Below are 25,611 nucleotides of genomic sequence, written 5' to 3' on the forward strand. Positions count from 1 at the left end.
CTCACAGGTCGATGCCGCGCTGCGCCTTGACGCCGGTGCGGTAGGCGTGCTTTTCGTCGGCGATGACCGACACGGTGTCGGCCAGTTCGATCAGCGCCTCGCTGGCGCCGCGCCCGGTGACGATGACATGCTGCATCGGCGGGCGGTTCGCCAGCGCGTCGAGCACCTCGTCGGCGTCGAGGTAGCCGTAGCTCAGCAGATAGGTCAGCTCGTCCAGGATCACCAGCTGGTACGACGCATCGCCCAGCATCCGCCTGGCCACGTCCCAGCCGCGCTGCGCGGTGGCGATGTCCTGCTCGCGGTTTTGCGTGTCCCAGGTGAAGCCGTCGCCGAGCACATGCCACTCCACCCCGTGCTGCTTGCCGAAGAAGGCTTCTTCGCCGGTGTCGGTGCGGCTCTTGATGAACTGGCAGACGCCGGCTTTCATGCCGTAGCCGAGCGAACGCGCCAACGTGCCGAAGGCCGAGGTGGACTTGCCCTTGCCGTTTCCGGTAACGACGATGAGCAGGCCGCGTTCGATCGTGGCGGCGGCGATCGTGGCGTCGATGACAGCCTTTTTGCGCGCCATGCGCGCCGCGTGGCGTGCGTTTTTCGCCGGCTCAGCGCTCACGACGCGTTCCCATCAGCGTGCGCGGATCGCCGTCGCGCCGGAAGACCGCCGCCAGCGCCACATGCACGGTCGCCGCCAGACCCACGTACAGCGCGAACGTACCCAGCATGGGCGGGAAATATTTCTCGAGACGCAGGACGAGGCCGGCCAGCGTCGGGTCGGCGAAGCGTCCCGAGTAGAAATAAAATCCGCCGGTGGTGAGCAACTGAGCCACCGCCACGACCGCCAGCGCGACGCCGGCCAGCCTGAACAGGCCAAGCAGGGACAGGCTGTGCCCGCGGGCATAGAAGCGCCCACCGGCAAACAGCGCCAGATAGGCCGGGATCAGCAGCCAGTAGGCCGGCGACACGCAGAAATCCGACACCCCGCCCCAGGTGATGGCGACGTAGTCGATGACCACGCTGGCGGCGATCAGCGCGGGCACCACCCACAGCGCCCGCACGTACACGCCGAGCAGGAAAAAGATCGCCCACGAGGCGTCGGGCAGCGAATGGATGCTGGCCCAGTGATGGCTGCGGGTGAGGAGCATCATCAGGACCAGCACGAAGCCGATCGCGATTTGTTGACGGCGGGTGAGATTCAACATGGGGCTCCTTCATCAGCGCTGGGGTCATTGTATCTGGGCGGGGCGGAATCGCCCGCCCCTTAGGTTTACTTGCCCGGCTGGTAACGCAAGCTCACGAACACGCTACGCCCCGGCGTCTCGTAGAAGCGCGTATTGGTTCGCGCCAGCGCGTAGTCCTTGTCGAGCAGGTTGTCGATGCGGACCCCGAGCCGGGTGTCCTTGTTCAGCGTGTATTCGTAGGCGACGTTGACCAGGCCGTAGCCGGCCAGTTGTTTCGCTCCGTTCACGTCCAGACGCCGTGAATAGGCGCTGCCTTCGATGCGCAGGCCATGGCGGCCAAACGTACGCGCGGCGCTGAGCGTGAGACTGTTTTCCGGACGCCGGTCGAGCTGGCGGCCGGTATCGAGGTTGACCGCCAGCACGCGTGCCAGATCAGCGCGCCAGGCCCACTCCAGCCAGCGCGCATGCCCACCGAGTTCCAGGCCGCGCATCCGCGCCGAACTGACGTTTTCCGGCTGCCAGTCGTAGGTCGTCAGGATTTCCCCGCCCGGCCCCGTGCCGCCGGGAACGACAGTCGGCTTCCACTCGATCAGGTCATCCACCCGCGTTTCATACAGGTGCACTTCTGCACCCCAGCCAGCCTGCAGGTAACTCAGGCCCAGTTCGGTGGTGCGCGAGGTTTCCGGCCTAAGGTCCGGGTTGCCGCCCGAATTGTAGGTGTCGCTGTAAGTGACGCCGTCAACGGTGTAAGTGTAGGGGCCGTTGCTGCTGGCGGGCCAGTACAGGTCGTTGACGGTGGGCGCCTTGAAGGCGGTGCCATGCCCGGCCGTGATACGCAGACCCGGCGCCAGTTCGCGGCCCCAGCGCAGGTTCCAGGTGTCCTGGCTGCCGAAAGCCTCGTGCTTGTCGCGGCGCGCACCCGCCTGCGCTTCGCCGCCCAGGGCGGCAAAACGGTATTGCGCGAACAGCCCGGTGTTTTCGAGGCGCTCGTCGATCTGGCCGCTATTGTCCTTGCTGGCGTGATCCTTCCAGTAGTCGAGACCCAGGCTGAGCTGTCCCGGCTCGAACGAGAGATCGTGTTGCCAGGACAGGCTGTTGCGGCGGGTCTCGATGCGAGCAGGCACGTAGGGGCTGTATGACGTGTAGCTGTCCAGCGCGTTGCCGAGGGTCAGGCTCTGCCGCCATTGCGCGCCGGCCTGGTGGTCGAACTTGAGGCTGGCGGTGCGGTTCTTGTAATCGTTGTCGCCGGTGGCGATATCAAGCTCGTTGCGCCCCCAGGACTGGGCAAGCCTGGCGACAAGCGCCAGATCGGGCGTCAGGCGGCCGTCGACGCCCATCGACAGATGATTGCGATTGAAGCCATAAGCCGTGCTGCTGTCGGAAAAGGTGGGCAGGCCGTCCGTGCTTTCGCGCCCGGCTTCCACGCTGTAGCGCCAGGCATCGCCGCCGCCGAGGCTGAAACCGAGGGCGCGGGTGCCGCGACTGCCCGCCGTCAGCTTGACGCCGGGACCGGCGGCGCGACGGGTGAAAATCTGGATCACCCCACCAACGGCGTCGGAACCGTACAGACTGGAGAAAGGGCCGCGCACGATTTCGATGCGTTCGATCTGTTCCGGCGCAAGGGCATTCCAGTCGTACGTGCCGGTGGTCGCGGAAGCGGCACGCACCCCGTCCACCAGCACGAGAACATGCTTGGCGGCGGTGCCGCGCACATAGACGGCGGTATTCTTGCCCTCCCCCCCGGTGCGGGCAACATTGATGCCTGCCTGCTGACCGAGCAACGTCATCAGATCGCTGGCCTGGCTGCGTTCGATGTCGCTGCGCGTAATCACCGTGGTTGCGGCCAGCGTTTCATCCGTTGTACACGCCGTGCGCGTCGGCGTAACGACAATGGTTTCGCCGACGAATTCAGGCAGGGCTTCGGCATACGCGAACGATGAAAAAACGACGCCCAGGGCGAGCGCAAGGGGGGATTGACGCATGATGGAGTTCCGAATTGGGCGCCCGCTTCCCCGCAGGCGCGTTGCACGATCCGCTGCCGTATTCACGACAGGGCCCAGGCCGGTATCCGGGCTCGCGCTTGTAAGACCATCGCCTTCCCGGGCGAACCCAGTGGCGGTGTGATGGACCGTTTAGCGCTTACCGTTGCGGGGGCAGCACAGGCATGATGGCTTGCAGCCACGCACCTGTTTCCCGTTTATCCTCGGCGGCGGAAAGCCGCGTCGGCACCTGAAGCCGCGCATTATAACCATGCAGGCGCCGCCTGCGCGCGCCTTTGTGCCGACTGATTGACCGTCCGCACATCGCCCCCTGCGGAAGGGTCGCTGCGCGGCAGCGGGCACCCGCCAGCATACCCCTTGCGGGTGCTATAGTCGCGCCATGCACGCCGAACTCGATACGCTCGAAGCGAAAATCCGCCAGGTAGCCGAACTGTGCCAGACGCTGCGCAACGAAAACATTGCACTGCGCCAGCAGCTGCTGGCCGCGCAGCAGGACAACAAGCAGCTGGCGACCCGGCTGGATACCGCCAAGGCGCGGCTGCAGGCCCTGCTCGAAACCCTGCCGGAGGATGTCTGATGGCCGGTCCGCGCTCGATCGAAATCCACATCCTGGGCCGCGCCTACAAGGTCGCGTGCTCGCGCGAGGAGGAATCGGCGCTGATCGCCGCCGCCGACTATCTCGACGAGAAGATGCGCGACATCCGCGACAAGAGCACGGTGATCGGCGCCGAGCGCATCGCGATCATGGCCGGGCTCAACCTCGCCCACGAGATGCTGACCCAAGGAGGCGCCGGCGTCGCCGACGACGCACGCGATCGGGTCGCGCACTGCAACGCGCTGCTCGATTCCGTACTGGAAGATCAGGACAAACTCTTCTAAACTGTTCTGACTCCCTGCAGTGTTCGAGGCTGGCTGCAATTTCTCTGAACCAATGCACTCGTGCACGGCTGCCGTCTATTCCGATGCGGGTGTGCGCGTGACACGTCTCATGTGCCCGAAGCATCTTTGATGGCGGCCATCTTGAACCCAGGTTCAAGAGTCCGCGGCCAGTCACGGCACAGGCGGGGAGCCTTATTCCCAGATGGACAAATACGCGCTTAGGCGTCAGTTGAAGGCGGCGCGCAACGCGCTTCGCCCGACGGCGCGGCGCCATGCGGCGCGCGGCGCGCTGCGTCTGGCCCTGCGCCACGGCCTGTTGCTGCGGGCACAACGAATCGGCTTCTACCTGCCGCAGGGCGGCGAATTCGACGCCCATCCCCTGCTCGATCATGCCCTCGCCATGCGCCGCGCGTGCTATCTGCCCGTGGTGCCGCGGCGCGGCCGCGTCATGCGCTTCGGACGCTTGCATCGCGCGACGCGGATGAGTCCGAACCGCTACGGCATTCCCGAGCCGCTCGACCCGCGCCCGCTGCGCGCGCGCGAGCTCGATCTGCTGCTGATGCCGCTCGTCGGCTTCGACACCGACGGCTATCGGCTCGGCATGGGCGGCGGCTACTACGACGCCACCCTCGCCTTCATGCAACACCGGCGCCACTGGCGCAAGCCGCGTCTGGTCGGCGTCGCCTACGAATGCCAGCGCGTCGACACGCTGCCGCACGACCCCTGGGACATGCCGCTCGACGCCGTGCTGACCGAGCGCCGGCTGTACCGTTTCGATTCGAGCCGGCCGCTGCGGACCTAGCCTTCAGCGCGGCGCGATCTCGCGGTCGAGCTCGCCGCTTTTGAGCCGCGCCTGGTAGTCGGACAGCATCGCGCGCACCTTGCCGCTCAGCAGATAGAGCCCGAGCAGGTTGGGAAACGCCATCGCGAGCACCAGAAGATCGGTGAAGTCGACCATGTTTCCGGCACTCGCGATCGAGGCGACGACGATGAAGGCGAGAAACAGGACGCGGTAGACGATCGACGTGCGCTCACCGAAGAGATACGCCCAGCAGCGTTCGCCGTAGTAGGACCAGGAGATCATCGTGCTGTAGGCAAACAGCACGACCGAGACCGTGAGGATGATCGGGAACCAGGCGGACACCGTGCCGAACGCGACCGAGGTCAGCGCCGCGCCCTTGCTCGCCTCGCGCAGTTCGAGTGTCGACGGATCGTTATAGACGCCGGTGATGACGATCACGAGCGCGGTCATCGTGCAGATGATGATCGTGTCGATGAAGGGCTCGTAGAGCGCGACCATGCCCTGGCGGATCGGATACTTGACCGACGCGGTCGAGTGCACGATCGCGGCCGAGCCGAGGCCGGCTTCGCTCGAGAACACCGCGCGCTTGAAGCCCTGCACGAGCACGCCCACCATGCCGCCGGCGACCGCGATCGGTGCGAACGCCTCGGTGACGATCTTCGACAGCGCTTCCGGGATCTGCGCCGCATTGGTGATCAGGATCCACAGGCAGGCGGCGAGATAGATCAGGATCATCGCCGGCACGACGGCTTCGGCCGTGTGCGCGATTCGACGCAGGCCGCCGATGATGACGACGCCCACGGCGAACGCGACGATGAGGCCGTAGGCGATCGGCGCGTCGTTGAAGAACGGCAGTTGCTCCTGCACCGCACCGAGCGACTGGCTGACCTGAAAGGCACTGCCCGCACCGAAGGAGCCGAGCACGGTGAAGACGGCGAACACTGCGGCCAGCAACTTGCCGGTCCGCGGCAGATTGAACTCGGCGAAGCCCTTCGACAGATATTCCATCGGCCCGCCCATGATGCGGCCGTCGGGGCGCACTTCGCGGTAGCGCTGCGCGAGCGTCGCCTCGGTGAATTTGGTCGTCATGCCGAGAAAGCCGGCGACGATCATCCAGAAGGTCGCGCCCGGTCCGCCGATCGAGATCGCGATCGCGACCCCGGCGATGTTGCCGAGGCCGACCGTCGCCGATAGCGCGGTCGTCAGCGCCTGAAACGAACTGACCTCGCCGCGGTCGTCGGCGGTGTGGTACTTGCCGGTCAGAATCCGGAAGCCGTGACGCATCATCCGCAGGTTCACGAAGCTGAAGCGCAAGGTCAGGAACACCGCGCCGACAATGAGCCAGGCCACGATGAAAGGCACGGCGGCCTCGCCCGGGAAGACGTCGTAGAAGATCACACTCGCGAGGTAGCCGTTGAGCGTACCGAAGAAGGCGTCGACACGGGCCGGTTCGGCTGCGTGCGCGATCTGCGGAAACAGCACGGCCGTTGCGATGAAGAAATAATGGAACACCGGCAGACTCCCCTCGAATTCTTGTTGGCCGCAACGATAGCAAACTTGGCGCGGGAACGTGCCGCAAAAACGACAAAGCCGGCGCGAGGCCGGCTTTGCTGGAGAGCGCTTCAGGTCACTTCAGGCTGAGAACCCAGGCGACGATCTTGTGCGCGTCTTCGTCCTTGACCTGCGGGTTCGGCGGCATCGGGATCTGCCCCCAGACGCCCTTGCCACCGGCCTTGACCTTGGCAACGAGCTTGTCTTCGGCGCCCTTGTCACCCGCGTATTTCTTCGCGACTTCCTTGAACGCCGGGCCGACGATTTTCTTGTCGACGCCGTGGCAGGACATACAGGCGTTCTTCTGGGCCAGTGCCATTTCATCGGCAGCCGTGGCTCCGGCGGACATCGCCAGCAGGGCGGCAGTCGCGGCAGTCATCATCAACTTGTTCATCATTACAGTCTCCGTAGAGGTCGGGTTGGATCGCAAGGGTACGCCTTGATTCGCGCTTACATCTTTCAGTAAAAACCAGCGTCGCGCAAGACAGGAACTTGGTTATTTGCTACCAAATTCCATAGAAGATAATTATCCCCTTATATCTTAATTGATCAAGAGGCGGCCCCCCTAGAGCGGCGCCATGCCCGACGCTCGCCACCTTCTCGATCCCGCGCTCAGGCAAGCACCGCCGCAAGCTCGGTGATCGGCGGCTGGCAGGCGGTGCCACTGCAGATCCACGCCGTCGGCTGCGGCGCTTCGGGCTTGGCGAGCGCGCCCGGAGCGCCCTCGCCGTTGGGCAGGGCCAGCAGCATGTCGCGCGCACCGAGTCGCGGCGCGAGGTTCGCGGCCCATTCCTGCACGGGCGTGTCGGGGCCACGCAGCACGATCACACGCGGCGGCCGGAGCGCCTCGTCGAGCACGGCGAGCAGCGTCGGATGGGCGATCGGCTGCTGCACGACCTGCGGCAGAAACAGACGCAGACAGCGTGCGCTGGCGTCGAGATAACGCGTCTCGCCGAGCAGATGGCCGAGACGCTGCAGCGCGAACGCGGCGACGCCGTTGCCGGAAGGCGTCGCGTTGTCGTACCCGGGCTTGGGCCGTGTCAGCAGGGCCTCGTGGTCGTGGCTCGTGAAGAAGAAGCCGCCCGCCTCGCGGTCTTCGAAGTGCGCGAGCAGCGCGTCGGCGAGTTCCTGCGCCCACGCCATGTCCGCCTCGCGGTAAGCCGCCTGCATCGTTTCGAGCAAGGCGTCGACGAGGAAGGCGTAGTCGTCGAGATAGGCGTTGAGGCGCGCTTCGCCCCGCTTGAAGGTCGCGCGCAGGCGGCCGTCGCGCCACAGGTTGCGGCGCAGGAAGTCGATCGCGGCGTGCGCTTCCGCGACCCACTCGGGGCGCGCCATGACACGCCCGGCGTGGGCAAGGCCGCCGATCATCAGCGCGTTCCAGCTCGTGAGCTGCTTGTCGTCGCGGCCGGGACGGATGCGCGACTCGCGTGCCGCGAACAGCTTGCGCCGCGCCGCGGCGACGCGCGCCTCTGCGTCCGTGGGAAAAAGGCCGAGCGCGGCGGCGATCTCCTCGAGCGGACGCGCGCGGAGCGGATTCCAGGAGGTGTTCTCGAAATTCGGCGGCGCGTCGAAGCCATAGAACGGCGCCGCGACCGCGTACTCGTCGGGCGTCAGCAGACTTTTCACTTCTTCGCGCGACCAGACGTAGAACTTGCCTTCATGGCCTTCGCTGTCGGCGTCGAGCGCGGAGTAGAAGCCGCCTTCAGGTGCGCGCATCTCGCGCAGCAGCCAGGCGACGATGCCCTCCGCGGTTTCGCGGAACAGCGTCTCGCCCCTCAGCGCCCACGCGTCGGCGTAGAGATGCAGCAACGGGCCGTTGTCGTAGAGCATCTTCTCGAAGTGGGGGATCGCCCATTCTTCATCGACCGAATAGCGGCAGAAGCCGCCGCCGAGCTGGTCGACGACGCCGCCGGAGGCCATCTTGCGTAGCGTGAATAGCGCCATCTCGCGGGCCTTCGCATCGCCGCCCTGCGCACGGCGCAGCAGGAAGAACAGCTCGCCCGGGCGCGGAAATTTCGGCGCGCGCGAGAAGCCGCCCCACACCGGATCGAAAGCCTGCGCGAGATCGCGCACACCTTGCTCGAGCGGCGCGGCGGTGAGCGGTGTCGACGCCGACGCCGCGGGTTGCGACTGCGACTGCGCCAAGGCCGCCCGCACCGCATCGTTCTGCGCGAGCACTTCGCCGCGGCGTGCGTGCCAGGCGTGGGCGACGTTCTCCATCAGTTCGGGAAAGCCAGGCAGCTGATAGCGCGCGGTCTTGGGGAAGTAGGTGCCGGCGAAGAACGGTGTCTGGTCCGGCGTCAGAAACACGGTCAGCGGCCAGCCGCCGCCCCGCTGGGCGAGCAGCTGGTGGGCGGTCTGATAGATCTGGTCGAGGTCGGGGCGCTCCTCGCGATCGACCTTGATGTTGACGAAGAGGCGGTTCATGACCGCCCCGACCTCGGCGTCCTCGAAGCAGTCGTGGGCCATGACGTGGCACCAGTGACACGCGGAATAGCCGATCGACAGCAGGATGGGCTTGTCCTCGCGTCGCGCCTTCTCGAGCGCCTCGTCGCCCCAGGGGTACCAGTCGACCGGGTTGTCGGCGTGTTGCAGCAGATAGGGGCTCTGTTCGCTGGCGAGTCGATTGGGCATAGGGTTTGCTGGCTCCGCTAGAGAGGAAAGCGCCGCCGAACTGGCCTCGCGACGGGCAAGAGGCGGGTTGGACCGGCACAGCCGGGCCGCGTTCACGCCGCGCGGCCGGCCCTTAATAGTTGATTAAATCGGTCAACAATTGTACGCTCGCAGCGAGATTTCGAAACAAAGGAGCCGTCATGTTGCAGGAATTGTTTGTTGCCGCGAGTTCGGGCGATGTCGCCCGGATCGAGGCCCTTCTCGCCGCCGGCGCCGATCACGCGGCGGCCGACGAGGCCGGTGAAACGGCGCTCATGCACGCCGCTCACAACGGCCATGTCGCCGCGGTCGCGGCGCTGATCGCGGCAGGCGCCGACGTCAACGCGAAGTCGCCGCAGGGCTGGACCGCGCTCGCCAAGGCGGCCTACAACGGCGACACCGAACGCGGCTACGTCGAAGTGCTCGAGGTCCTGCACGAGGCCGGTGCCTCGCTCGACGAGCGGATCTTCTTCGGCATCACGCCGCTCATGCTGGCCGCGGGCGGCGGCGACGCGGCGGTCGTCGAATGGCTGATCAACGCCGGCGCCGACGTGCTCGCGACCAACGAAGGCGGCCGCACCGCGCGCCTGATGGCCAACGACAAGTTCTACGTCGACGTGATCAATCTGCTGACCGAGGCCGAGCGCCAACTCGGCGTGTCGGAGGACGGCTCGTGCTCGTCGACCAAGAGTGTGGTCAAGCCGCAGGTCGTCAACCTCATGAAGCCGACCACGCACTGAGCGGGTAGAGGCGAGGTTTCCGCCGCAATGCCGCGCTCAGCGCCCGAGCCAGTCGGCCAGGCCGGGCCAGTCCTCCAGGTCGCGCTCGGCGACGTGAGGCGGCAGGTCGAAGAGGCTCTTGCCCTCGAACGCCGCGTTGACATACTGCTGCGTATTGCGCAGGCACGCGAGCACGGGCAGACCCTGCTGCGCCATGAACTGCTCGAGCGTGACGCCGGCGCGCGTGCGCGGATCGAGCCGCATGCCGACGACGCCCGCGTAGGCGCTCCCGCGGCGTGCGGTCTTTTCCGCGTTCAACGCCGCAAGAAAATCCTGACTCGCACGAATATCGAAAAGCGAAGGCGCGATCGGCACCGCGACCTTGTGCGCGAGCTTCAAGGCGCGCTCGAGCGTCCTTCCGTGCAGGGCCGCGGGCGTGTCGACCACGAGCCAGTCGCTGCCGCCCTTCTGGCCCTCGCGTAGCAGTGCGATCTCGGGCAAGGCCGCGCTGCGCGCCGCAAGCCAGTGCGTCGCCGACTTCTGCCGGTCCATGTCGAGCAGCGCCACGCGCTCGCCCTGCGCCGCCAGATAGCCCGCGAGGTTGATCGACAGCGTCGTCTTGCCGCTGCCGCCCTTGGGGTTGGCCACCACGATCACGCGCATTCTCGTCCCCTCATCACAGCGCCGTCGGCGCGAGCCTGCGCCGGCTGCGCGCCTCGGCGGATGTCGGCCTAGAGCGCCTCGACGCTGTAGGTCACCGCGAGCGTGTGACTCGCGCCGGGCGCGACCGTGACAACATTGTCCATCGCATTGCCCGACTCGACGCAGACCATCTCGCGCCAGCCCGTGCCGGATTTGCCTTGCCCGAGGTCGCCCATCTGTTCGGCCTTGGCGGTCCAGGGCGACCACACGACGGTCGAGTGCGAGCCGCTCTTGGCGATACGGATGCGCCGCGCGAGACCCGGATCGACGATGACGCATTCGGCCGGCGTATCGACGTAGACGCGGTCGACTTCACCGGCAAAGGTCACGGCGCCGCGCTGTGTCTTGCGCGCGAAGTTCTCGACCTTGTCGTGATAGTCGCCGCCCTCGAGCCCCTCGACACTGACCGCGCCGATGTCGCTGATCTGGAAATAGGTGTGCAGGGCCTCGCCGACCTCGATCGGCGCATCGCCCGCGTTGGTCGTCGTCAGGCGCATTTCGAGGCGCTCGCCGACGACGATCGTCAGCGTGAGCCGCGTGGGGTGCGGCCATTGCGCGCGCGTCTGCGCGTTGTCGAGCAGTTCGAGCGTGATCTCGGTGCGCGCGTCGTTGCGCTTGCGGCTGCCGACGACCTGCCACTCGACCGTGCGCGCGAAACCGTGGGCGGGAAACGACGCCTCGCTCGGATGCGCGCCGAACCACGGCCAGCACACCGGTGCACCGCCGCGTATCGACTTGCCGGGCGCGAACTTCGCCGCGTCCGACACCCAGATCACCGGTGTGTGCTGCGACTTCGGACGGAAGCTCACGACGTGGGCACCCTGCAGGCAGATCGTCGCGCGTCCGCCGGCGTTGTCTATGTCGGCGTAGACGAGGCCGCCGGCGCCGGTGCGGAAACTCAACTGGCCCGGGATCGCGAAGCGCGCGCGCGGATCGGCGTGTTCCTGCGCCTCGGTCGGATGCTCGACCTGGGAGACGTCGCGCACCGCGCCGAACGCGGCCGAGGTCGTCATCGCGGCATACGCACGCAGGGCCGCGGAGACCTGGCGCGTGCGGTTGACCGGCTTCCAGGCCTGGGCGCCCCTGGCGTCCATTTCGGCCCGGCGCCGTGCGAGCTCGGCGTCGCTGACCGCGAGACGAATGCTGCGATTGGGGATGTCGATCTCGATCGTGTCGCCTTCCTCGACCAGCCCGATGGTGCCGCCTTCCGCCGCCTCGGGCGAGGCGTGGCCGATCGACAGGCCCGAGGTGCCGCCCGAGAAGCGGCCGTCGGTGATCAGTGCGCACGCCTTGCCGAGGTCTTTCGACTTGAGGTAGCTGGTCGGGTAGAGCATTTCCTGCATGCCGGGCCCGCCGCGCGGGCCTTCGTAGCGGATCACGACGACGTCGCCAGCAACGATGCGGTCGCCGAGGATCGCCTCGACCGCCGCGTCCTGCGATTCGAACACGCGCGCGGGACCCGAGAACTTCCAGATGCTCTCGTCGACACCCGCGGTCTTGACGATGCAGCCGTCGAGCGCGATGTTGCCGTAGAGCACAGCCAGCCCGCCGTCCTTCGAATACGCGTGCTCGACGTCGTGGATGCAGCCGTTGACGCGATCGTCGTCGAGCGTGGCGAAACGGCGCGCCTGCGAGAACGCGGTCTGCGTCGGCACGCCGCCGGGCGCCGCGCGGAAGTAGTCCTTGACGTCGGGGTCGCTCGTGCGTCGAATGTCGTAGACGTCGATCTGCTCGCCGAGCGTCTTCATGAGCACGGTCGGCACGTCGCGGTGGACGAGGCCGGCGCGCTCGAGTTCGCCGAGGATCGCCATGACGCCGCCGGCGCGATGCACGTCTTCCATGTGGTAGGTCTGGATCGACGGCGCCACTTTGGACAGGTGGGGCACGCGCCGGCTCATGCGGTCGATGTCGGCCATCGTGAAGTCGACGCCGGCCTCGTGCGCCGCGGCGAGCAGGTGCAGCACGGTGTTGGTCGAGCCGCCCATCGCGATATCGAGCGCGATCGCATTCTCGAAGGCGTCGAAGCTCGCGATCGAACGCGGCAATACGCGCGTGTCGCCGTCGTCGTAATAGCGGCGCGCGTTCTTCACGATCAGGCGCGCGGCGGCGAGGAACAGGCTCTTGCGGTCGGCGTGCGTTGCGAGCAGCGAGCCATTGCCGGGCAGCGAGAGCCCGAGCGCCTCGGTCAGGCAGTTCATTGAGTTGGCGGTGAACATGCCCGAGCACGAACCACAGGTCGGGCACGCCGAGCGCTCGAGCTCGTCAACCTTGGCGTCGCTGAATTTCGCGTCGGCCGCCGAGACCATCGCGTCGACGAGGTCGAGCTTGATGGTCTTCGCTTCCCACACGACCTTGCCGGCTTCCATCGGCCCGCCCGAAACGAACACGGTCGGGATGTTGAGGCGCAGCGCCGCGTTCAGCATGCCGGGCGTGATCTTGTCGCAGTTCGAGATGCAGACGAGGGCGTCGGCGCAGTGCGCGTTGACCATGTATTCGACCGAATCGGCGATGAGGTCGCGCGAAGGCAGCGAATAGAGCATGCCGCCGTGACCCATCGCGATGCCGTCGTCGACCGCGATGGTGTTGAACTCCTTCGCCACGCCGCCCATCGCCTCGACCTCGCGGGCGACGAGCTGGCCCATGTCCTTGAGGTGGACGTGGCCGGGGACGAATTGCGTGAACGAGTTGGCGATCGCGATGATCGGCTTGTTGAAATCGCCATCCTTCATGCCGGTCGCGCGCCAGAGCGCGCGGGCGCCGGCCATGTTGCGGCCGCGGGTGGTGGTCCAGGAACGGTAGTCGGGCATGGTGGTCACTCAGGCAATCTATAATCAGCCAGCAATTTTACCCGCCCAGGCCCTGCATCACATGCTCGTTCACCCGCAATTCGACCCCGTCGCCCTGCAGCTCGGGCCCGTCGCCATCCACTGGTACGGCCTCATGTATCTGCTCGCCTTCGTCCAGGTCATCCTGCTCGGGCGCTGGGCGATTCGCCACCGCGCGTGGACCGGCTGGGACGCGAAGATGCTCGACGACGTGCTGTTCTACGGCGTGCTCGGCGTCGTGCTCGGCGGCCGCCTCGGCTATGTGCTTTTCTACAAGCCCGCCGACTACCTCGCCGCCCCGCTCGACCTCTTCAAGGTGTGGGAAGGCGGCATGAGCTTCCATGGCGGCTTCCTCGGCGTCATCGTCGCGATGGCGCTGTTCGCCCGGCGCCACAAGCTCCGCTGGCTCGCCGTCACCGACTTCATCGCGCCGCTCGTGCCGCTGGGGCTGGCCGCCGGGCGGCTCGGCAACTTCATCAACGGCGAACTCTGGGGGCGCCCGGCCGACCCGAACCTGCCATGGGCGATGGTCTTTCCCCAGGCCGGGGACGACATCGCGCGCCACCCCTCGCAGCTCTACCAGTTCGCCGGCGAAGGCCTGCTGCTGTTCGCGCTGCTGTGGCTCTATTCAGCCAAACCGCGCCCGGTCGGCGCGGTCTCGGGCGTCTTCCTGATCGGCTACGGCAGCCTGCGCTTCCTCGCCGAATTCGCGCGCGAGCCCGACGCCTATCTCGGCCTGCTCGGGCTCGGCCTGTCGATGGGCCAGTGGCTGTCGCTGCCGATGGTCGTCGCCGGCGTTCTGATGCTGCGCTGGGCGCAGCGCCGCGCACCATGAACACCTTGCTGCAGCGCGTTGATCTCATGCGCCTCTGGCGCGCGGCCGGCTGGTTCGGCGTCGCCCTCGCACTCGCCCTCTCCCTGCTGCCACCAGCGCTCGACACCGCTGGCGGCCCGAGCGACAAGCTCGTCCACTTCCTCGGCTACGCCCTGCTCACCCTGTGGTGGGCGCAACTCACGCGCCGGCGCCGGACGCTCGCGCTCGCCATCGTGCTCTTCAGCGGTGCGATCGAACTGCTCCAGGGTCTCACGCCCCAGCGTCAACCCGAATTGCTCGACCTCGCCGCCAACAGCGGCGGCGTCATGCTCGGCTGGCTCGCCGCGCGCCTCCTCGATCGCTCGCCGGCGTGCGGCTGCCTGCCGCGTTATCTCGCGGCGCTTCCCGCAACGCGCCGCTGAGGCTATAATCCCGCCGCACTGGGGCGGTAGCTCAGCTGGGAGAGCGTCGCGTTCGCAATGCGAAGGTCGGGAGTTCGATCCTCCTCCGCTCCACCAAGACAACACCCAAGCCAATCCGGCAAGAAGAGGATTGCGCTTGCAAGCCGAACCCGCCGGAAGGCAGGGTTCGGCTTTTTTAATCTCGGCAATTGCGCGCCTGCCAGGCCAGCAGCGCACCCAACCGATTCAGCGTCAACAGCCGAACGGGTGTGTAGCGCCAACGACGGCAACCGCCCATCAACCCTCGGGGCTGGCTCTTTACAGGCTCTAGACAAACCTCGGGACGTCGACGCCGTGCCGCTTTTGGCGGAAGCAGCGTGCTCCCACCGCTGCGCGCCCCCGGCAACACAAGCGAGCACCTCGATCTAGCTTGGCGCACGCAGGGCCATGAGCTGCACGACGAGTTCCGCGGTCGTCGAGGATACCCGCTCGCTCAACTCGGCCACCCGGGAGGCATCTCCGCGCATCTTTGCGGGGTCCCGGTTCGCGAACAGCGCCCGCTGATACGGTTCCCACTCGCGCCGAATTTGCGCCACGCCTGCCTTCATCCTCGCCGAGGCCAGCGGCGAATTTTCGATCTGGTTCAGTTCGGCGGTGAAACGCGCACGGCTGAGGTGCAATTCCAACTCGGCCGAGGCGTCGTACAGCCCCCAGGTACGATAGAAATAGAATTTGGCCATGCGCTGCAACAGCATGTGCTGGCGCCCGGCCATTCCGATCAAATGGTCGAATGGCGCACCGGTGACATGCTCGTAGGCCAATGTCGCGCTGTGCGCTGCCTCCTGTAGCGCCTCGTTGGCATCGTAGAATTCGACTGCATTCGCCTTGCTCGGTGCAGCCGCCAGCAGCGGCTTGCATTTCGTCCACACGCCTTCCAGCTTAGCGAGTGCGCTCCGCACGCTCGGGGTCGGCTGCTGAAACGCTTTCAGCCTTGCGAGATTGGATTCGAACTCCGTGATCGATTCCCGCAGGATCGTGCGGGCGTCGTCGGCCGCGACGCCCTGGCCCAGCATGAGATATGCCTTGGCCATGCGCTGCGAGAGCATGCGTTGACGTCCCGCCACATTCACAGCCGAGGTAGTTTCTACTCTGGTCGTCGCCGGCGTCGGCGCTTCGGCGTGGGCAGGCGATAGCGGTCCCGCAACGGTCAGCCGTATCGAGGGCGGTCCGGATTCGTCAGAACGACCGCCGACCATGAACAACAGGAGAAAAGCAGCTGCGCCGGTCAACACCCTTCCACCAAGGATTCCAGGGCGATCTTGTCGAGCGAATTCCATGGCTCTCCCCTGCAAAGGACGCGCGGGTGCGTGGGTGATTTCAAAGTAAGGACGTCGGATTAAGTGCTTCTTACGCAGCATCGACCGCGGCAAGCAGCGCCCGACCTCGAAGGCCAGCCGATTGGCAGCGCTTGGCCAAAGCAGCACTGAATACGTGTCTGGCTAAAAGATAGCAAAACACCATAGCGATATGAATCATGGGCCGCTGATCGTGCAAAAAAATCATCGGCTGCACGGGCCGTCCGACGGCCTCCCGAAACGGATTGATGGCCGCTCCCCCGGACGTAATGGATCACCGCGCCGCCCTCGTTTCTTCGTCACGCCTATCGCGCGAGCACTCAGACGCGCCGCCAACGGGTGCAGTGCGGGCTATTCAACCGCCGGTCAGCGTGCAGACGGGGTTCGGATCGACGCCGGCGACGACAGACCGTCGGCGGCCGCGCGGCGGCTGAAGCCGGCCGGTGCCGCAACCGACGTCGAGCAGGATTTGGCCGAGGTTCACATCGAGACCACGGACCGCGAGACGGTATGCGGCTGCCGGTCCAGCGCCCCGTGCGGCGTGGCGAATCAGGCGTCGAGTCGGCCGGGGCGACGACGTCAGCGAACTCGGCTGCCGGTCAGGTGGCGAGGGCCGCGCGCCGGAACTGCCGCTCGATCGCGATCGCCGCGAGCAAGGCCGCGAGCAGAAGCGGAATCACCGCGACGTTGAGCACGGCCCAGCCGAAGCGGTCGTAGAGCCAGCCCGCCGAGAGTGTCGCCAGCGCGGCGAAGCCGAAGACCGCGAACTCGTTGACCGCCTGCACCTTGAGCCGCTCGGCCGGGCGATAGCTCTGGGTCAGCAGCGTGGTGCCGCCGATGAACGCGAAATTCCAGCCGACGCCGAGCAGGACCAAGCCCGACAGGAAGTGCAGGAACTCGACCCCCGAGAGGACCAGGGCGACGTGGCCGAGCAGCAGGACGAAGCCCGCCTGCATGACGCGCGGTGCGCCGAAGCGCGCGATCAGCGCGCCGGTGAAGAAGGACGGCGCGAACATGCCGACGACGTGCCACTGGATCACCGGCGCGACGTCCGACTCGGGCAGGCCGCAGCCCAGGATCGCGAGCGGCGTCGCGGTCATCACCATGATCATGACCGCGTAGCCGATCGCCGCGCCGAAGATCGCGACGCCGAGCACGGGCTGGCGCAGGATGTCGGCGAGCGGGCGCGCGTGGCCGGTGTCCTGCTGCGCCTCCGGGGGCAGGCGCAGCAGCAGCAGCAGCGCGAAGGCGACGAGACTTAAGCCTGCCTGCGCCAGATACGAACCGACGAAGATCTGCCCCGCGACCCAGTCGCGCCCCCACACACCGAGCTGGGGGCCGAGGAAGGCCGCGACGACGCCGCCCGCGACGACCATGGAAATCGCCTTGCCGGCCCGCGCGGGCCCCGCGGCCTCGACGGCGGCGAAGCGGTAGTAGTTGGCGAAGCCCTGGTAGCTGCCGAGCAGGAAATTGCCGCCGACGAACACGGCGAAGTCGCTCTCGTAAAGCCCAAGCGCGCAGAGCAGGCTGCCGCCAATGCCGAGCAGCGCGCCGATCAGGAACCCGGGCCGGCGGCCCATGCGGCGCATGAGCATCGACGCCGGCATCGACGCGAACGCGGTGCCGACGACCATCGCTGCGACCGGCAGCGTCGCGAGCCCCCTGTCGGGCGCGAGCATGGCACCGAGCACCGCCGCGAGCGTCATCGACAGAACGATGGCCGACAGCATCAAGGCCTGGCTCGACGCGAGGATCAGGAGGTTGGCGCGGGAGGGGGTCTGCATGGGGCGACGGGGGTTCGAGGTGGACGGGCGGAGCTTACGCGCCCGCCAGCATGCGTTCCAGCGGCGCGTCGAGCGCATCGGCCAGTCGATCGAGGATCGCGTCGTCGACCCCGAGCGCTGTCAAGCGTGCGCATAGATCGGCGGGCATCAGGATGACCCCGTCGGCCGGCTGCACGGCCTGTCCGTTCATGAGCAGCGAAGGAAAACCCGCACCGTGGGCATCGCGGCGGGTGCTGAAGACCACTTCGGTGCGCGCCGCCAGATGCGTGGCAAGAACCTCCGCGTAGTCGGCGTAGAGCGCGCAGCGTCCGCCCGCCGGCCGCTGTGAGATGACACGCACGTCGAGATCCATCATTGAGCTCCGATCACGCTTTTCAGCAGGATATACGTGGCGACGAACAGCAGGAACACCGAGAAGGTGCGCTTGAGCATGTCCTGCGAAAAGCGGTGAGCGAGTCGCGTGCCGGCAAAGCTCGCGACGACGGTGACCGCGGTAAACCCGGCCATCAAGCCCCAGTTGATCGGAACAGCGCCGGTATAGCCGGCAAAGCCCGCGTAGGACTTCGCGGCGACGATGGCGAGCGAGGTGCCGACCGCGGTCTTCATCGGGATGCGCGAGAGCAGCACCAGCGCCGGAACGATCAGGAAACCGCCGCCGACACCGACCAGGCCGGTGAGTACGCCGACCCCGATGCCGTGCAGGGCCATATGCCCCATACAGGGAGAAAACAGCCCGCTGCAGGGCAGCGCCGCCGCACCGGCCGAGACGGAAAGATCGCCCGACGCGACGGCCGGGAGTCGGGCCGGCTTGAGCATGCGCCAGGCCGCGGCGTACATCACCAGAGCGAACACCGCGAGCTGGATCGCCACCGGCGTGACGACGCCGATCCGCGCCCCGGCATAGGTGCCGAGGACGCCGAACAAACCGAATACGGCGGCGACCGATACGTCCACATTGCCGCGCCGCCAGTTGTCGAGCGCGGCGATCGTCGCGGTCACGGCGACGATGCCGAGGCTCATGGCGATCGCCGACTTCGGTTCGACGTCGAGCAGGTAGAGAAGCGCCGGAGTCGCGATGATCGACCCGCCGCTGCCGAAGAGACCCAATACGATGCCGGTGGCCGCCCCGGCGACGCCCGCGAGGAAGTCCATACCCGCCCCCTTTTTAACTATTCAAACGACTATTTGAATAGTGCCGGCAACCCGGCGTCGCGTCAACCCGATGCGCGATGCCGGGGCGATCAGGGCTCCGCGTCGGGCGTTCCGGTGTCGACGGGGAAGCTCTCGGCCTTCCACTCGGGGAAACCGTCTTCGAGGCGGCGCGCCTGATAGCCGGCCTGACGCAGGGTCGCCACGGCGTCGAAGGCGAGCATGCAATAGGGGCCGCGGCAGTAGGCGACGATTTCCTGGCCCTGCGGCAGGGCCTCGAGGTGATGCGGCAACTCGTCGATCGGGATGTTGACCGCGCCGGGAATGTGTCCCGCCTGGTATTCGGCGGCAGGGCGTACGTCGATGACCATAGCCCCCCCGTCCTTGACCCGCGCCAGCAGTTCGCTGCGTCCGACGGGCGTGAGTGTGTCGCGCACGTCGAAATGCTCGCGCACGATACGGTCCACCTCGGCGAGGTGTTTCTCGGCGATGCGGCTGATGCTGCCCAGCAAGACCGGAATCTGATCGTCCGACAGGCGATAGATCACCTGCAAGCCTTCCTTGCGCGATTCCGCCAAGCCCGAATCGCGCAGGATCTGGAGGTGATGCGAGGTATTGGCGACCGACATGCCGGTCGCCTGCGCGAGGGCATCGACGCTCCGCTCGCCTTGGGCGAGTGCCTCGAGCAGTTCCAGTCGATTCGAACTCGCCAGCGACTTCGCGACGCGAGCGAACTGCTCGAAGAGTTTCTTCTTGGGGGTCATGGATGGAGACATTGGCGCGTGGCGGTAGCCGCGGAGCGGCCAGTGTACTGAACAAGCCGGCGCGGCGGGTCGAAGTTGGAACTGGCCGAACAAGGCGCCGACTCCGCGGGGATTAGCCTGCGTAGAGGCGCCGCCCGCAGCGACCAGACGGGGCGAGCGCGTCGAGGCTTCGTTTCATGGGGTTTCGCCCAGAGGCGTCAGTCAGCAGCAGGATTGAGCCTCGGATGAGTCTCCTCGCACGCCAGCAAGACGATGGCGCCCGAAACGAACATCGCGGCCGCGGTGAACCAGAAGCCCGCCTCGATCCCGCCCGCGAGGGCTGCAACCGCGCCGAGCAGCAGCGCGCCGATGCCGTAGCCGAGGTCGCGCCAGAAGCGGTAGATGCCGATCGCCGAGCCGCGCCAGTTGGGGTGGGCGATGTCGGACACCGCGGCCGAGAGCGTCGGATACAGCAGCGCCATGCCGAAGCCCATGACCGCGGCAGCGAAGGACCACCACAGCTCGCCCTCGCCCAGCAGAACGAGCGCGACGCCCGCGCCGCACAGCCACATGCCGGCGACGATCGGCTTCTTGCGGCCGATGCGGTCGGAGAGATGACCGGTGAGGAATTGCGCAATGCCCCAGACGAAGCCGTAAACGCCGACGACCCAGCCGATGCCGGCGAGCGAAAGGCCCTGCTGGTAGAGATAAACCGGAAAGAACACCCACACCAGCGCGTCGACGAATTTCTCGACCAGGCCGGCCTGGCTCACCGACGCGAGACGCGCGTCGCGCCACGACATCAGCGTGAACACCTCCCAGGTGCCGGGCTTGTCGGAGATGTTGGCCGGATAGCGCGGCTTCGGCCCATTCATCAAGCCGGCCGCGTGCTTCTTGCCTTCGGCCTGCGCCCAGGGCAGTGTGTCCTTGACCCACAAGAGCGTCAGCAGGCCGGCGAGCGCGACCACCGTCAGGCCGAAGAGCATCAGACCGTCGCGCGGTCCGTAGGCAGTCGCGAGGTAGCCGGTGACGATGCCGGCCACCGCGACGCCGAAGTAGCCGGAGAATTCGTTGAGGCCGATCGTCAGACCGCGCTGGTCGGCGCTCGTGAGGTCGAGCTTGGACGTCTGCGTCATCGACCAGGCCAGGCCCTGGTTGACGCCGAGCAGCACGGTCGCCGCGACGATCCAGCTCCACGACGGCGCGTAGAGGATCATGAACGGGATCGGCACCGCAGCGAGCCAGCCGAGGACCAGGACCTTTTTCCGCCCGATGCGCTCGGACAGCCGACCGGCGACGAAATTGAGCGTGCCCTTGACGAAGCCGAAGGCGGTGACGAAGGCCATCAGCATCATGAACGAGCCGCGGGCGACGCCGAACTCGGTCTCGGCGAGCGCCGGCACGACGGTGCGGAACATGCCGATCGTGAGCCCCACGAAGAACACCTGCACCAGCTGGTGGGCGAACTGGGCAAGGTTGTCGCGGATGCCGTAGCGGTAGTCCACGGCGTCGTGAACGGCCAGCATCTCAGCGGCCGAGGTTGAAGGCGACCATGCGATCCATTTCCGCCGGGCGCGGCGGGATCGATTCGGTCAGTGCGGCGACGAAGGCCGCGCGGTCCAGCGCGAGCATCGGATTCCAGCGCTTCTCGAAGCCGATCGTCGACATGGGCTTGCCCGACATGCCGGCGCCGCAGGCGCTGCCCGAGGTGTGACCCGGATAGAGCTCGACTTCGGCAGGCAGGCTCAGCAGGCGTTCGTGCACGGTGTCGTGGATCTGGCCGGCCATCTCGGCTTCCTTGCCGGCGAGGTCCGGACGGCCGGCGCTACCGACGAAGAGCGTGTCGCCGGTGAGCACGAACCACGGCGTTTCGGTACGCCGCTTGTCGGTCACGAGCAGGCAGACCGAGTCGGGCGTGTGGCCTGGGGTGTGGAGCACGTCGACGTAGACGTTGCCGACGTCGATGCGCTGGCCGTCCTTCAGGGGCGTGAACGGATAGGCGACCCGACCGGCATTCGACGCGTGCAGGCAGTAGGACGCGCCGCTCAGTTCGGCGAGCTTGCGGCCGCCCGAGAAATGATCGGCGTGCACGTGGGTGTCGATGACGTGGCTGATCTTCACGTCCTGCTTGGCGGCTTCGTCGAGGAACCACTGCTCGTCGCCGAGCACGGGGTCGACCGCGACGCCGACGTGGCAGGAGCCGCAGCCGAAGAGATACGAGAGCGTGGCGTCCTTGGCCAGCAGTTGACGGAAAAACATGGAGGTCTCCTTGGAATCGGTCTTGGGGACGGGCGAAGGCTCAGGATTCCGCGAGCGGCAGCCCCGCGGCCTGCCATTCGGGAACGCCGTCGGCGATCTTGTGTGCGCGGTAGCCGTGCTCCTTGAGCAAGGCCACGGCCTCCGCCGACATCATGCAGAACGGCCCGCGGCAGTAGGCGACGATGTCGCGGTCGGCGGGCAATTCCTTCAGGCGCTGGCGGATTTCCTCGAGCGGCATCGAACGCGCGAAGGGGAGATGGCCGGTGGCGTATTCGGCCGCGGGGCGCACGTCGATGACGACGACGTCGCCGCGCCGCGCCTTGGCGAGTAGCGAACGCCGCGTCTCGACGTCGAGTTTTTCCGGTGCGGCAAAGATGCGCTCCATCTCGACCTTGAGCTCGACCAGATGCTCCTCGGCGACCGTGCGCAGATCGACCCAGAGCGCGCTGACGTCGTCGCCGCTCAGCCGGTAGGCGACGAAGCGGCCTTCGCGCCGCGTCTCGACCAGGCGCGCTTCCTTGAGCACCTTGAGGTGGGCGCTCGCGAGCTTGACGTCGATCGCGGCCTCGCTCGCGAGCACTTCCACGGTCTTCTCGCCCTGCGCGAGGATTTCGAGCAGCTCGAGGCGCTTCGGGCTCGACACGGCGCGGCCGATGCGGGCCACCTGTTCGTAGAGCAGGTTCTTGAGTTCGCGTTTTTGCATGAATCGGATGTTCTAACGAACATTAGAATGTGTCAAGCAGCGGCTGCGGATCACCCCAACCGAGGTTCCGGCGCCCAGGGCGGAAGCCTTGCGAGCGGCTGTCGGCCCCTCAGGGCCGTAGTAACTTGGCGTTGATCGCGACGATCACGGTGCTCGCCGACATGAACACGGCCCCGACCGCAGGCGTGAGCAGCAGGCCCCAGGCGGCGCCGACCCCGGCCGCGAGCGGAATCGCGAAGCTGTTGTAGCCGGTCGCCCAGAGCAGGTTCTGGATCATCTTCGCGTAGGTCTTGCGCGACAGGCCAAGGATCGCGGCGACGTCGCGCGGGTCGTTGCTCACGAGCACGATGTCCGCGGCCTCGATCGCCACGTCGGTGCCGGCGCCGATCGCGACGCCGAGATCCGATTCGACGAGCGCCGGCGCGTCGTTGACACCATCGCCGACCATCGCGACGGTGAGTCCACGGGCCTTCACCTCGCGGATCTTTTCGGCTTTCTGCTCGGGCAGCACTTCGGCGAAATAGTCGTCGAGGCCGAGCTGCGCGGCGACGGTCTGCGCGACCGCACGCGAGTCGCCGGTCAGCATCATGCATTGCATGCCCATCGCCTTGAGCCGCGCGACCGCCGCCTTCGACTCGGCGCGGACGACGTCGGCGAGTCCGAACGCCGCGACCGCGCTTCCGTCGACGACGAGGAAGACCGTGGTCTTGCCCGCTGCGGCGAGCGCATCGAGCCGCGCATCGCGCGCCGCGATGCCGTGTTCGCGGAGGTAGCCCGGACTCACGACCTTGACGTCGCGGCCCTCGACCGTGGCCTGCGCACCGCGGCCGGTGAGGTTGCGGAAAGCGTCGGCCGGCGGCCATGCGAGCCCGCGCTCCTTCGCCGCGCGCACGATGCCCGCCGCGATCGGGTGCTCGGACTGGCTCTCGAGCGCCGCGGCCAGACGCAGCGCGGCGGCTTCGTCGAGGTCCGCCAGCAGCACTATGTCGGCGACGCCGAAGCGGCCTTCGGTCAGCGTGCCGGTCTTGTCGAAGACGACTGCGTCGAGCTTGCGCGCGCGCTCGAACGCCGCACGGTCCCGGACGAGCAGGCCGTGCGAGGCCGACATGCTCGTGCTCACCGCGACGACGAGCGGCACGGCCAGGCCGAGCGCGTGCGGACAGGCGATCACCATCACCGTGACTGCGCGCTCCATCGCGAAGGCGAAGTCACGGCCGAGCGCGAGCCACGCGAACAGCGTCGCGAGGCCGCCGCCGAGCGCGATCGCGGTCAGCCACTGCGCAGCGCGGTTGGCCAGGTCCTGGGTGCGCGAGCGCGATTCCTGCGCGCGGCGCACCAGGTCCATGACCTGCGACAGATAGGTCTGGCCGCCGGTTTTGCGGACCTCGAGCGTGATCGCACCGGCGCCGTTGACCGAGCCGCCGATCGCTTCGGCGCCATCGCCTTTCTCGACCGGCTTCGACTCGCCCGTCAGCATCGATTCGTCGAGGCTCGTCTCGCCCGCGACGATGATGCCGTCGGTCGGCACGCGTTCGCCGGGCTTGACCAGGATGCGGTCGCCGGGCGCGATGTCGCCGACCGGGATGTCCTCGCTTTGCCCTTCCGGCCCGAGGCGGTGCGCCTGGGCGGGCAGCAACCGCACCAGCGCCTCGAGCGCCCCCGACGCGCCGAGCACCGACTTCATTTCGATCCAGTGGCCGAGCAGCATGATGTCGATCAGGGTCGCGAGCTCCCAATAGAAGCCCATGCCCGGCAGGCCGAAGGTCACCGCGCTCGAATAGAAGTAGGCCGCGCTGATCGCCACCGCGATCAGCGTCATCATGCCGGGCCTGCGTTGCCGCAGTTCGTCGCCGAAGCCGCGGAGGAACGGCCAGCCGCCGTAGAAGTAGACGACGCTGGAAAACAGGAACAGAACGTAGCGATCGCCGCGAAAGCGCAGCGGGGCGGCAAGGCCGAGCATGTCCCAGAGGTCGGCCGACAAGGCCAGAATGGGCAGCGTCAGCACGAGCGCGACCCAGAAGCGGGTCCTGAAGTCGCTGACCATGCGCGCGTGATCGGCGTGGCCGCCATGCGCGACGCCGTGCCCGGCGTGCGCGCCGCCCCCATGCGGCGACGGGTGCACGTGACTCGCGGCCGCGTGCGTGGCAACCGCCCTTGCGTCGTTGGCGTGTTCGTCCATCTGCTTCTCCGGCCGTCGACCGAGGTCGCGCGCTATGCCGTCAGGTCGCGCTTCTTCTTCTCGAATTCCTGCTCGTCGATCTCGCCGCGCGCATAGCGCTCCCGGAGGATGTCGAGCGCGGGATCGCGGCCCGTACTCGAGCCGCGCTGGGGTGCTTTCGTCAACCACAGCACGAGCACGACGATCCCGGCCACCACCAGTACCCACCACAAGATCATGAAGATCCCCCCGAATCCGTAGCCGTGCATGAACCCATAATCGCCCCACATGAGCGTCTCCCGCCGCCGTTTCCTTCGTTCTAGCACCGGGAGCGCGTGACGTGGCTAGCGGTGCAAAAAGCACAGGGCAGCCGTGTAGAACTTGCACGCGTGCGATTCGCACGCGGTCTGCGCGAACGATTCCTGTCGCGCCGGGATCGCGGTGGCGCGCTGCGAGAGCGGTATCGCGGCGAAAGGCGGTCGGTTCGTTGATGCGGCGCGACGAGCCGGAACGCGATTTGCGGTGCGGAAACTCGGCGTCTCGCCGAGCCTCAGGGGAATCCCATGCATACCGAGTTTGCAAGCTGTATCAAGGCCTGTGACGAATGCGCCGCCGCCTGCGACCACTGCGCGACGGCCTGCCTCCAGGAAGCCGACCCCAAACCGATGGCGCGCTGCATCGCGCTCGACATCGACTGCGCCGCGATCTGCCGGCTCGCGTCGGGCTACATGGCGCGCGGCAGCGAATTCGCCCGCCGCATGTGCGCGATCTGCGCCGAGGTCTGCGAGGCCTGCGGCGCCGAATGCGCGAAGCATCAGCACGACCATTGCCAGGAATGCGCGCAGGCCTGCCGGCGCTGCGCCGAGGAGTGCCGCCGGATGGCCGCCTAGGCTGTCGGAAGCGGGCCCCGCAGGTCGCTCGCTTGCCGCGAGCGCGGCCT

General features: G+C 67.2%; 25 protein-coding genes, 1 tRNA gene, 1 other RNA gene and 1 riboswitch. Of the genes, 9 read left to right on the forward strand and 18 right to left on the reverse strand.

Going from position 1 to position 25,611, the window contains the following annotated elements; genetic code table 11:
- Position 1 precedes the first annotated feature (1 nt).
- The 3 genes from cobO to TBD_RS13635 form a co-directional block, all read right to left on the reverse strand.
- Positions 2-610 (reverse strand): cob(I)yrinic acid a,c-diamide adenosyltransferase, encoded by a 609-nt coding sequence (cobO, locus tag TBD_RS13625; RefSeq protein ID WP_011313230.1) that lies wholly within the window; start codon positions 608-610, stop codon positions 2-4.
- Complete coding sequence (locus tag TBD_RS13630; protein ID WP_011313231.1) at positions 600-1,196, reverse strand: hypothetical protein; 597 nt, start codon at positions 1,194-1,196, stop codon at positions 600-602. Before TBD_RS13630 ends, cobO begins: the two co-directional genes overlap by 11 nt.
- 65 nt (positions 1,197-1,261) lie before the next feature.
- Positions 1,262-3,157, reverse strand: coding sequence for a TonB-dependent receptor domain-containing protein (locus TBD_RS13635; protein ID WP_011313232.1), 1,896 nt, complete (start codon positions 3,155-3,157; stop codon positions 1,262-1,264).
- Positions 3,158-3,217: 60 nt separating this feature from the next.
- A riboswitch (cobalamin riboswitch) is annotated at positions 3,218-3,423 on the reverse strand.
- Between the two features lie 131 nt (positions 3,424-3,554).
- On the opposite strand from TBD_RS13635, the gene TBD_RS13640 reads away from it, so the two are divergent.
- The 4 genes from TBD_RS13640 to TBD_RS13650 all read left to right on the forward strand — a co-directional run bounded on the left by TBD_RS13640 (position 3,555) and on the right by TBD_RS13650 (position 4,856).
- A complete protein-coding gene (locus tag TBD_RS13640) occupies positions 3,555-3,752 on the forward strand; it encodes a hypothetical protein (protein ID WP_011313234.1) in 198 nt (65 codons plus the stop codon).
- A complete protein-coding gene (locus TBD_RS13645; RefSeq protein ID WP_011313235.1) occupies positions 3,752-4,054 on the forward strand; it encodes a cell division protein ZapA in 303 nt (100 codons plus the stop codon). Before TBD_RS13640 ends, TBD_RS13645 begins: the two co-directional genes overlap by 1 nt.
- 8 nt (positions 4,055-4,062) lie before the next feature.
- A non-coding RNA gene (gene ssrS, locus TBD_RS14670) (6S RNA) lies at positions 4,063-4,247 on the forward strand.
- Positions 4,248-4,256: 9 nt separating this feature from the next.
- Positions 4,257-4,856, forward strand: a complete 600-nt coding sequence (locus TBD_RS13650) for a 5-formyltetrahydrofolate cyclo-ligase (protein WP_011313236.1) — start codon at positions 4,257-4,259, stop codon at positions 4,854-4,856.
- Positions 4,857-4,859: 3 nt separating this feature from the next.
- Here the strand turns inward: TBD_RS13650 and TBD_RS13655 are convergent, their stop codons facing one another.
- The 3 genes from TBD_RS13655 to TBD_RS13665 form a co-directional block, all read right to left on the reverse strand.
- Positions 4,860-6,368 carry an alanine/glycine:cation symporter family protein gene (locus TBD_RS13655; RefSeq protein ID WP_011313237.1) on the reverse strand — a complete coding sequence of 503 codons (1,509 nt, stop codon included), beginning with the start codon at positions 6,366-6,368 and terminating at the stop codon, positions 4,860-4,862.
- A 115-nt stretch (positions 6,369-6,483) separates the two neighbouring features.
- Positions 6,484-6,804 carry a c-type cytochrome gene (locus TBD_RS13660; protein ID WP_011313238.1) on the reverse strand — a complete coding sequence of 107 codons (321 nt, stop codon included), beginning with the start codon at positions 6,802-6,804 and terminating at the stop codon, positions 6,484-6,486.
- A 215-nt stretch (positions 6,805-7,019) separates the two neighbouring features.
- Positions 7,020-9,041: a thioredoxin domain-containing protein gene (locus TBD_RS13665; protein ID WP_011313239.1), complete on the reverse strand. Its 2,022-nt coding sequence runs from the start codon at positions 9,039-9,041 to the stop codon at positions 7,020-7,022.
- Between the two features lie 179 nt (positions 9,042-9,220).
- Between TBD_RS13665 and TBD_RS13670 the strand changes: the two genes are divergently transcribed.
- A complete protein-coding gene (locus TBD_RS13670; RefSeq protein WP_011313240.1) occupies positions 9,221-9,799 on the forward strand; it encodes an ankyrin repeat domain-containing protein in 579 nt (192 codons plus the stop codon).
- A gap of 36 nt (positions 9,800-9,835) precedes the next feature.
- Here TBD_RS13670 and TBD_RS13675 read toward each other — a convergent pair whose 3' ends face one another.
- Positions 9,836-10,441 (reverse strand): ParA family protein, encoded by a 606-nt coding sequence (locus TBD_RS13675; RefSeq protein WP_011313241.1) that lies wholly within the window; start codon positions 10,439-10,441, stop codon positions 9,836-9,838.
- Positions 10,442-10,509: 68 nt separating this feature from the next.
- Positions 10,510-13,287 (reverse strand): dihydroxy-acid dehydratase, encoded by a 2,778-nt coding sequence (gene ilvD / locus TBD_RS13680; protein ID WP_011313242.1) that lies wholly within the window; start codon positions 13,285-13,287, stop codon positions 10,510-10,512.
- 61 nt (positions 13,288-13,348) lie between these two features.
- On the opposite strand from ilvD, the gene lgt reads away from it, so the two are divergent.
- The 3 genes from lgt to TBD_RS13695 all read left to right on the forward strand — a co-directional run bounded on the left by lgt (position 13,349) and on the right by TBD_RS13695 (position 14,637).
- On the forward strand, positions 13,349-14,140 hold the full coding sequence (lgt, locus tag TBD_RS13685) for a prolipoprotein diacylglyceryl transferase (protein WP_041432799.1): 792 nt from the start codon (positions 13,349-13,351) through the stop codon (positions 14,138-14,140).
- Complete coding sequence (locus tag TBD_RS13690) at positions 14,137-14,541, forward strand: VanZ family protein (RefSeq protein WP_148203064.1); 405 nt, start codon at positions 14,137-14,139, stop codon at positions 14,539-14,541. The genes lgt and TBD_RS13690 overlap by 4 nt, the downstream gene beginning before the upstream one ends.
- A 20-nt stretch (positions 14,542-14,561) precedes the next feature.
- Positions 14,562-14,637: transfer RNA gene (locus tag TBD_RS13695), tRNA-Ala, on the forward strand.
- Positions 14,638-14,945: 308 nt separating this feature from the next.
- Here the strand turns inward: TBD_RS13695 and TBD_RS14375 are convergent.
- From TBD_RS14375 to TBD_RS13745, 10 genes are all read right to left on the reverse strand, one after another.
- On the reverse strand, positions 14,946-15,857 hold the full coding sequence (locus tag TBD_RS14375; protein WP_011313244.1) for a type IV pili methyl-accepting chemotaxis transducer N-terminal domain-containing protein: 912 nt from the start codon (positions 15,855-15,857) through the stop codon (positions 14,946-14,948).
- A gap of 617 nt (positions 15,858-16,474) precedes the next feature.
- Positions 16,475-17,659, reverse strand: coding sequence for an MFS transporter (locus tag TBD_RS13705; protein WP_041432800.1), 1,185 nt, complete (start codon positions 17,657-17,659; stop codon positions 16,475-16,477).
- A gap of 34 nt (positions 17,660-17,693) precedes the next feature.
- A complete protein-coding gene (locus TBD_RS13710) occupies positions 17,694-17,999 on the reverse strand; it encodes a hypothetical protein (protein WP_148203065.1) in 306 nt (101 codons plus the stop codon).
- A gap of 11 nt (positions 18,000-18,010) precedes the next feature.
- A complete protein-coding gene (locus TBD_RS13715) occupies positions 18,011-18,811 on the reverse strand; it encodes a sulfite exporter TauE/SafE family protein (protein WP_011313247.1) in 801 nt (266 codons plus the stop codon).
- 89 nt (positions 18,812-18,900) lie between these two features.
- Complete coding sequence (locus TBD_RS13720) at positions 18,901-19,584, reverse strand: ArsR/SmtB family transcription factor (RefSeq protein WP_011313248.1); 684 nt, start codon at positions 19,582-19,584, stop codon at positions 18,901-18,903.
- 185 nt (positions 19,585-19,769) lie between these two features.
- A complete protein-coding gene (locus TBD_RS13725) occupies positions 19,770-21,077 on the reverse strand; it encodes an MFS transporter (RefSeq protein WP_011313249.1) in 1,308 nt (435 codons plus the stop codon).
- A gap of 1 nt (position 21,078) precedes the next feature.
- Positions 21,079-21,810 carry an MBL fold metallo-hydrolase gene (locus tag TBD_RS13730; RefSeq protein ID WP_011313250.1) on the reverse strand — a complete coding sequence of 244 codons (732 nt, stop codon included), beginning with the start codon at positions 21,808-21,810 and terminating at the stop codon, positions 21,079-21,081.
- Between the two features lie 40 nt (positions 21,811-21,850).
- Positions 21,851-22,513, reverse strand: a complete 663-nt coding sequence (locus tag TBD_RS13735) for an ArsR/SmtB family transcription factor (protein WP_011313251.1) — start codon at positions 22,511-22,513, stop codon at positions 21,851-21,853.
- Between the two features lie 109 nt (positions 22,514-22,622).
- Positions 22,623-24,692 carry a copper-translocating P-type ATPase gene (locus tag TBD_RS13740; RefSeq protein ID WP_011313252.1) on the reverse strand — a complete coding sequence of 690 codons (2,070 nt, stop codon included), beginning with the start codon at positions 24,690-24,692 and terminating at the stop codon, positions 22,623-22,625.
- A gap of 32 nt (positions 24,693-24,724) precedes the next feature.
- The gene (locus tag TBD_RS13745; protein WP_011313253.1) at positions 24,725-24,961 is read right to left on the reverse strand and encodes an SHOCT domain-containing protein; all 237 of its coding nucleotides are present in this window, start codon (positions 24,959-24,961) and stop codon (positions 24,725-24,727) included.
- A gap of 273 nt (positions 24,962-25,234) precedes the next feature.
- Between TBD_RS13745 and TBD_RS13750 the strand changes: the two genes are divergently transcribed.
- On the forward strand, positions 25,235-25,561 hold the full coding sequence (locus TBD_RS13750; RefSeq protein ID WP_011313254.1) for a four-helix bundle copper-binding protein: 327 nt from the start codon (positions 25,235-25,237) through the stop codon (positions 25,559-25,561).
- Positions 25,562-25,611 lie beyond the last annotated feature (50 nt).

The organism is Thiobacillus denitrificans ATCC 25259 (genome assembly GCF_000012745.1).
Lineage (GTDB): Bacteria > Pseudomonadota > Gammaproteobacteria > Burkholderiales > Thiobacillaceae > Thiobacillus > Thiobacillus denitrificans_B.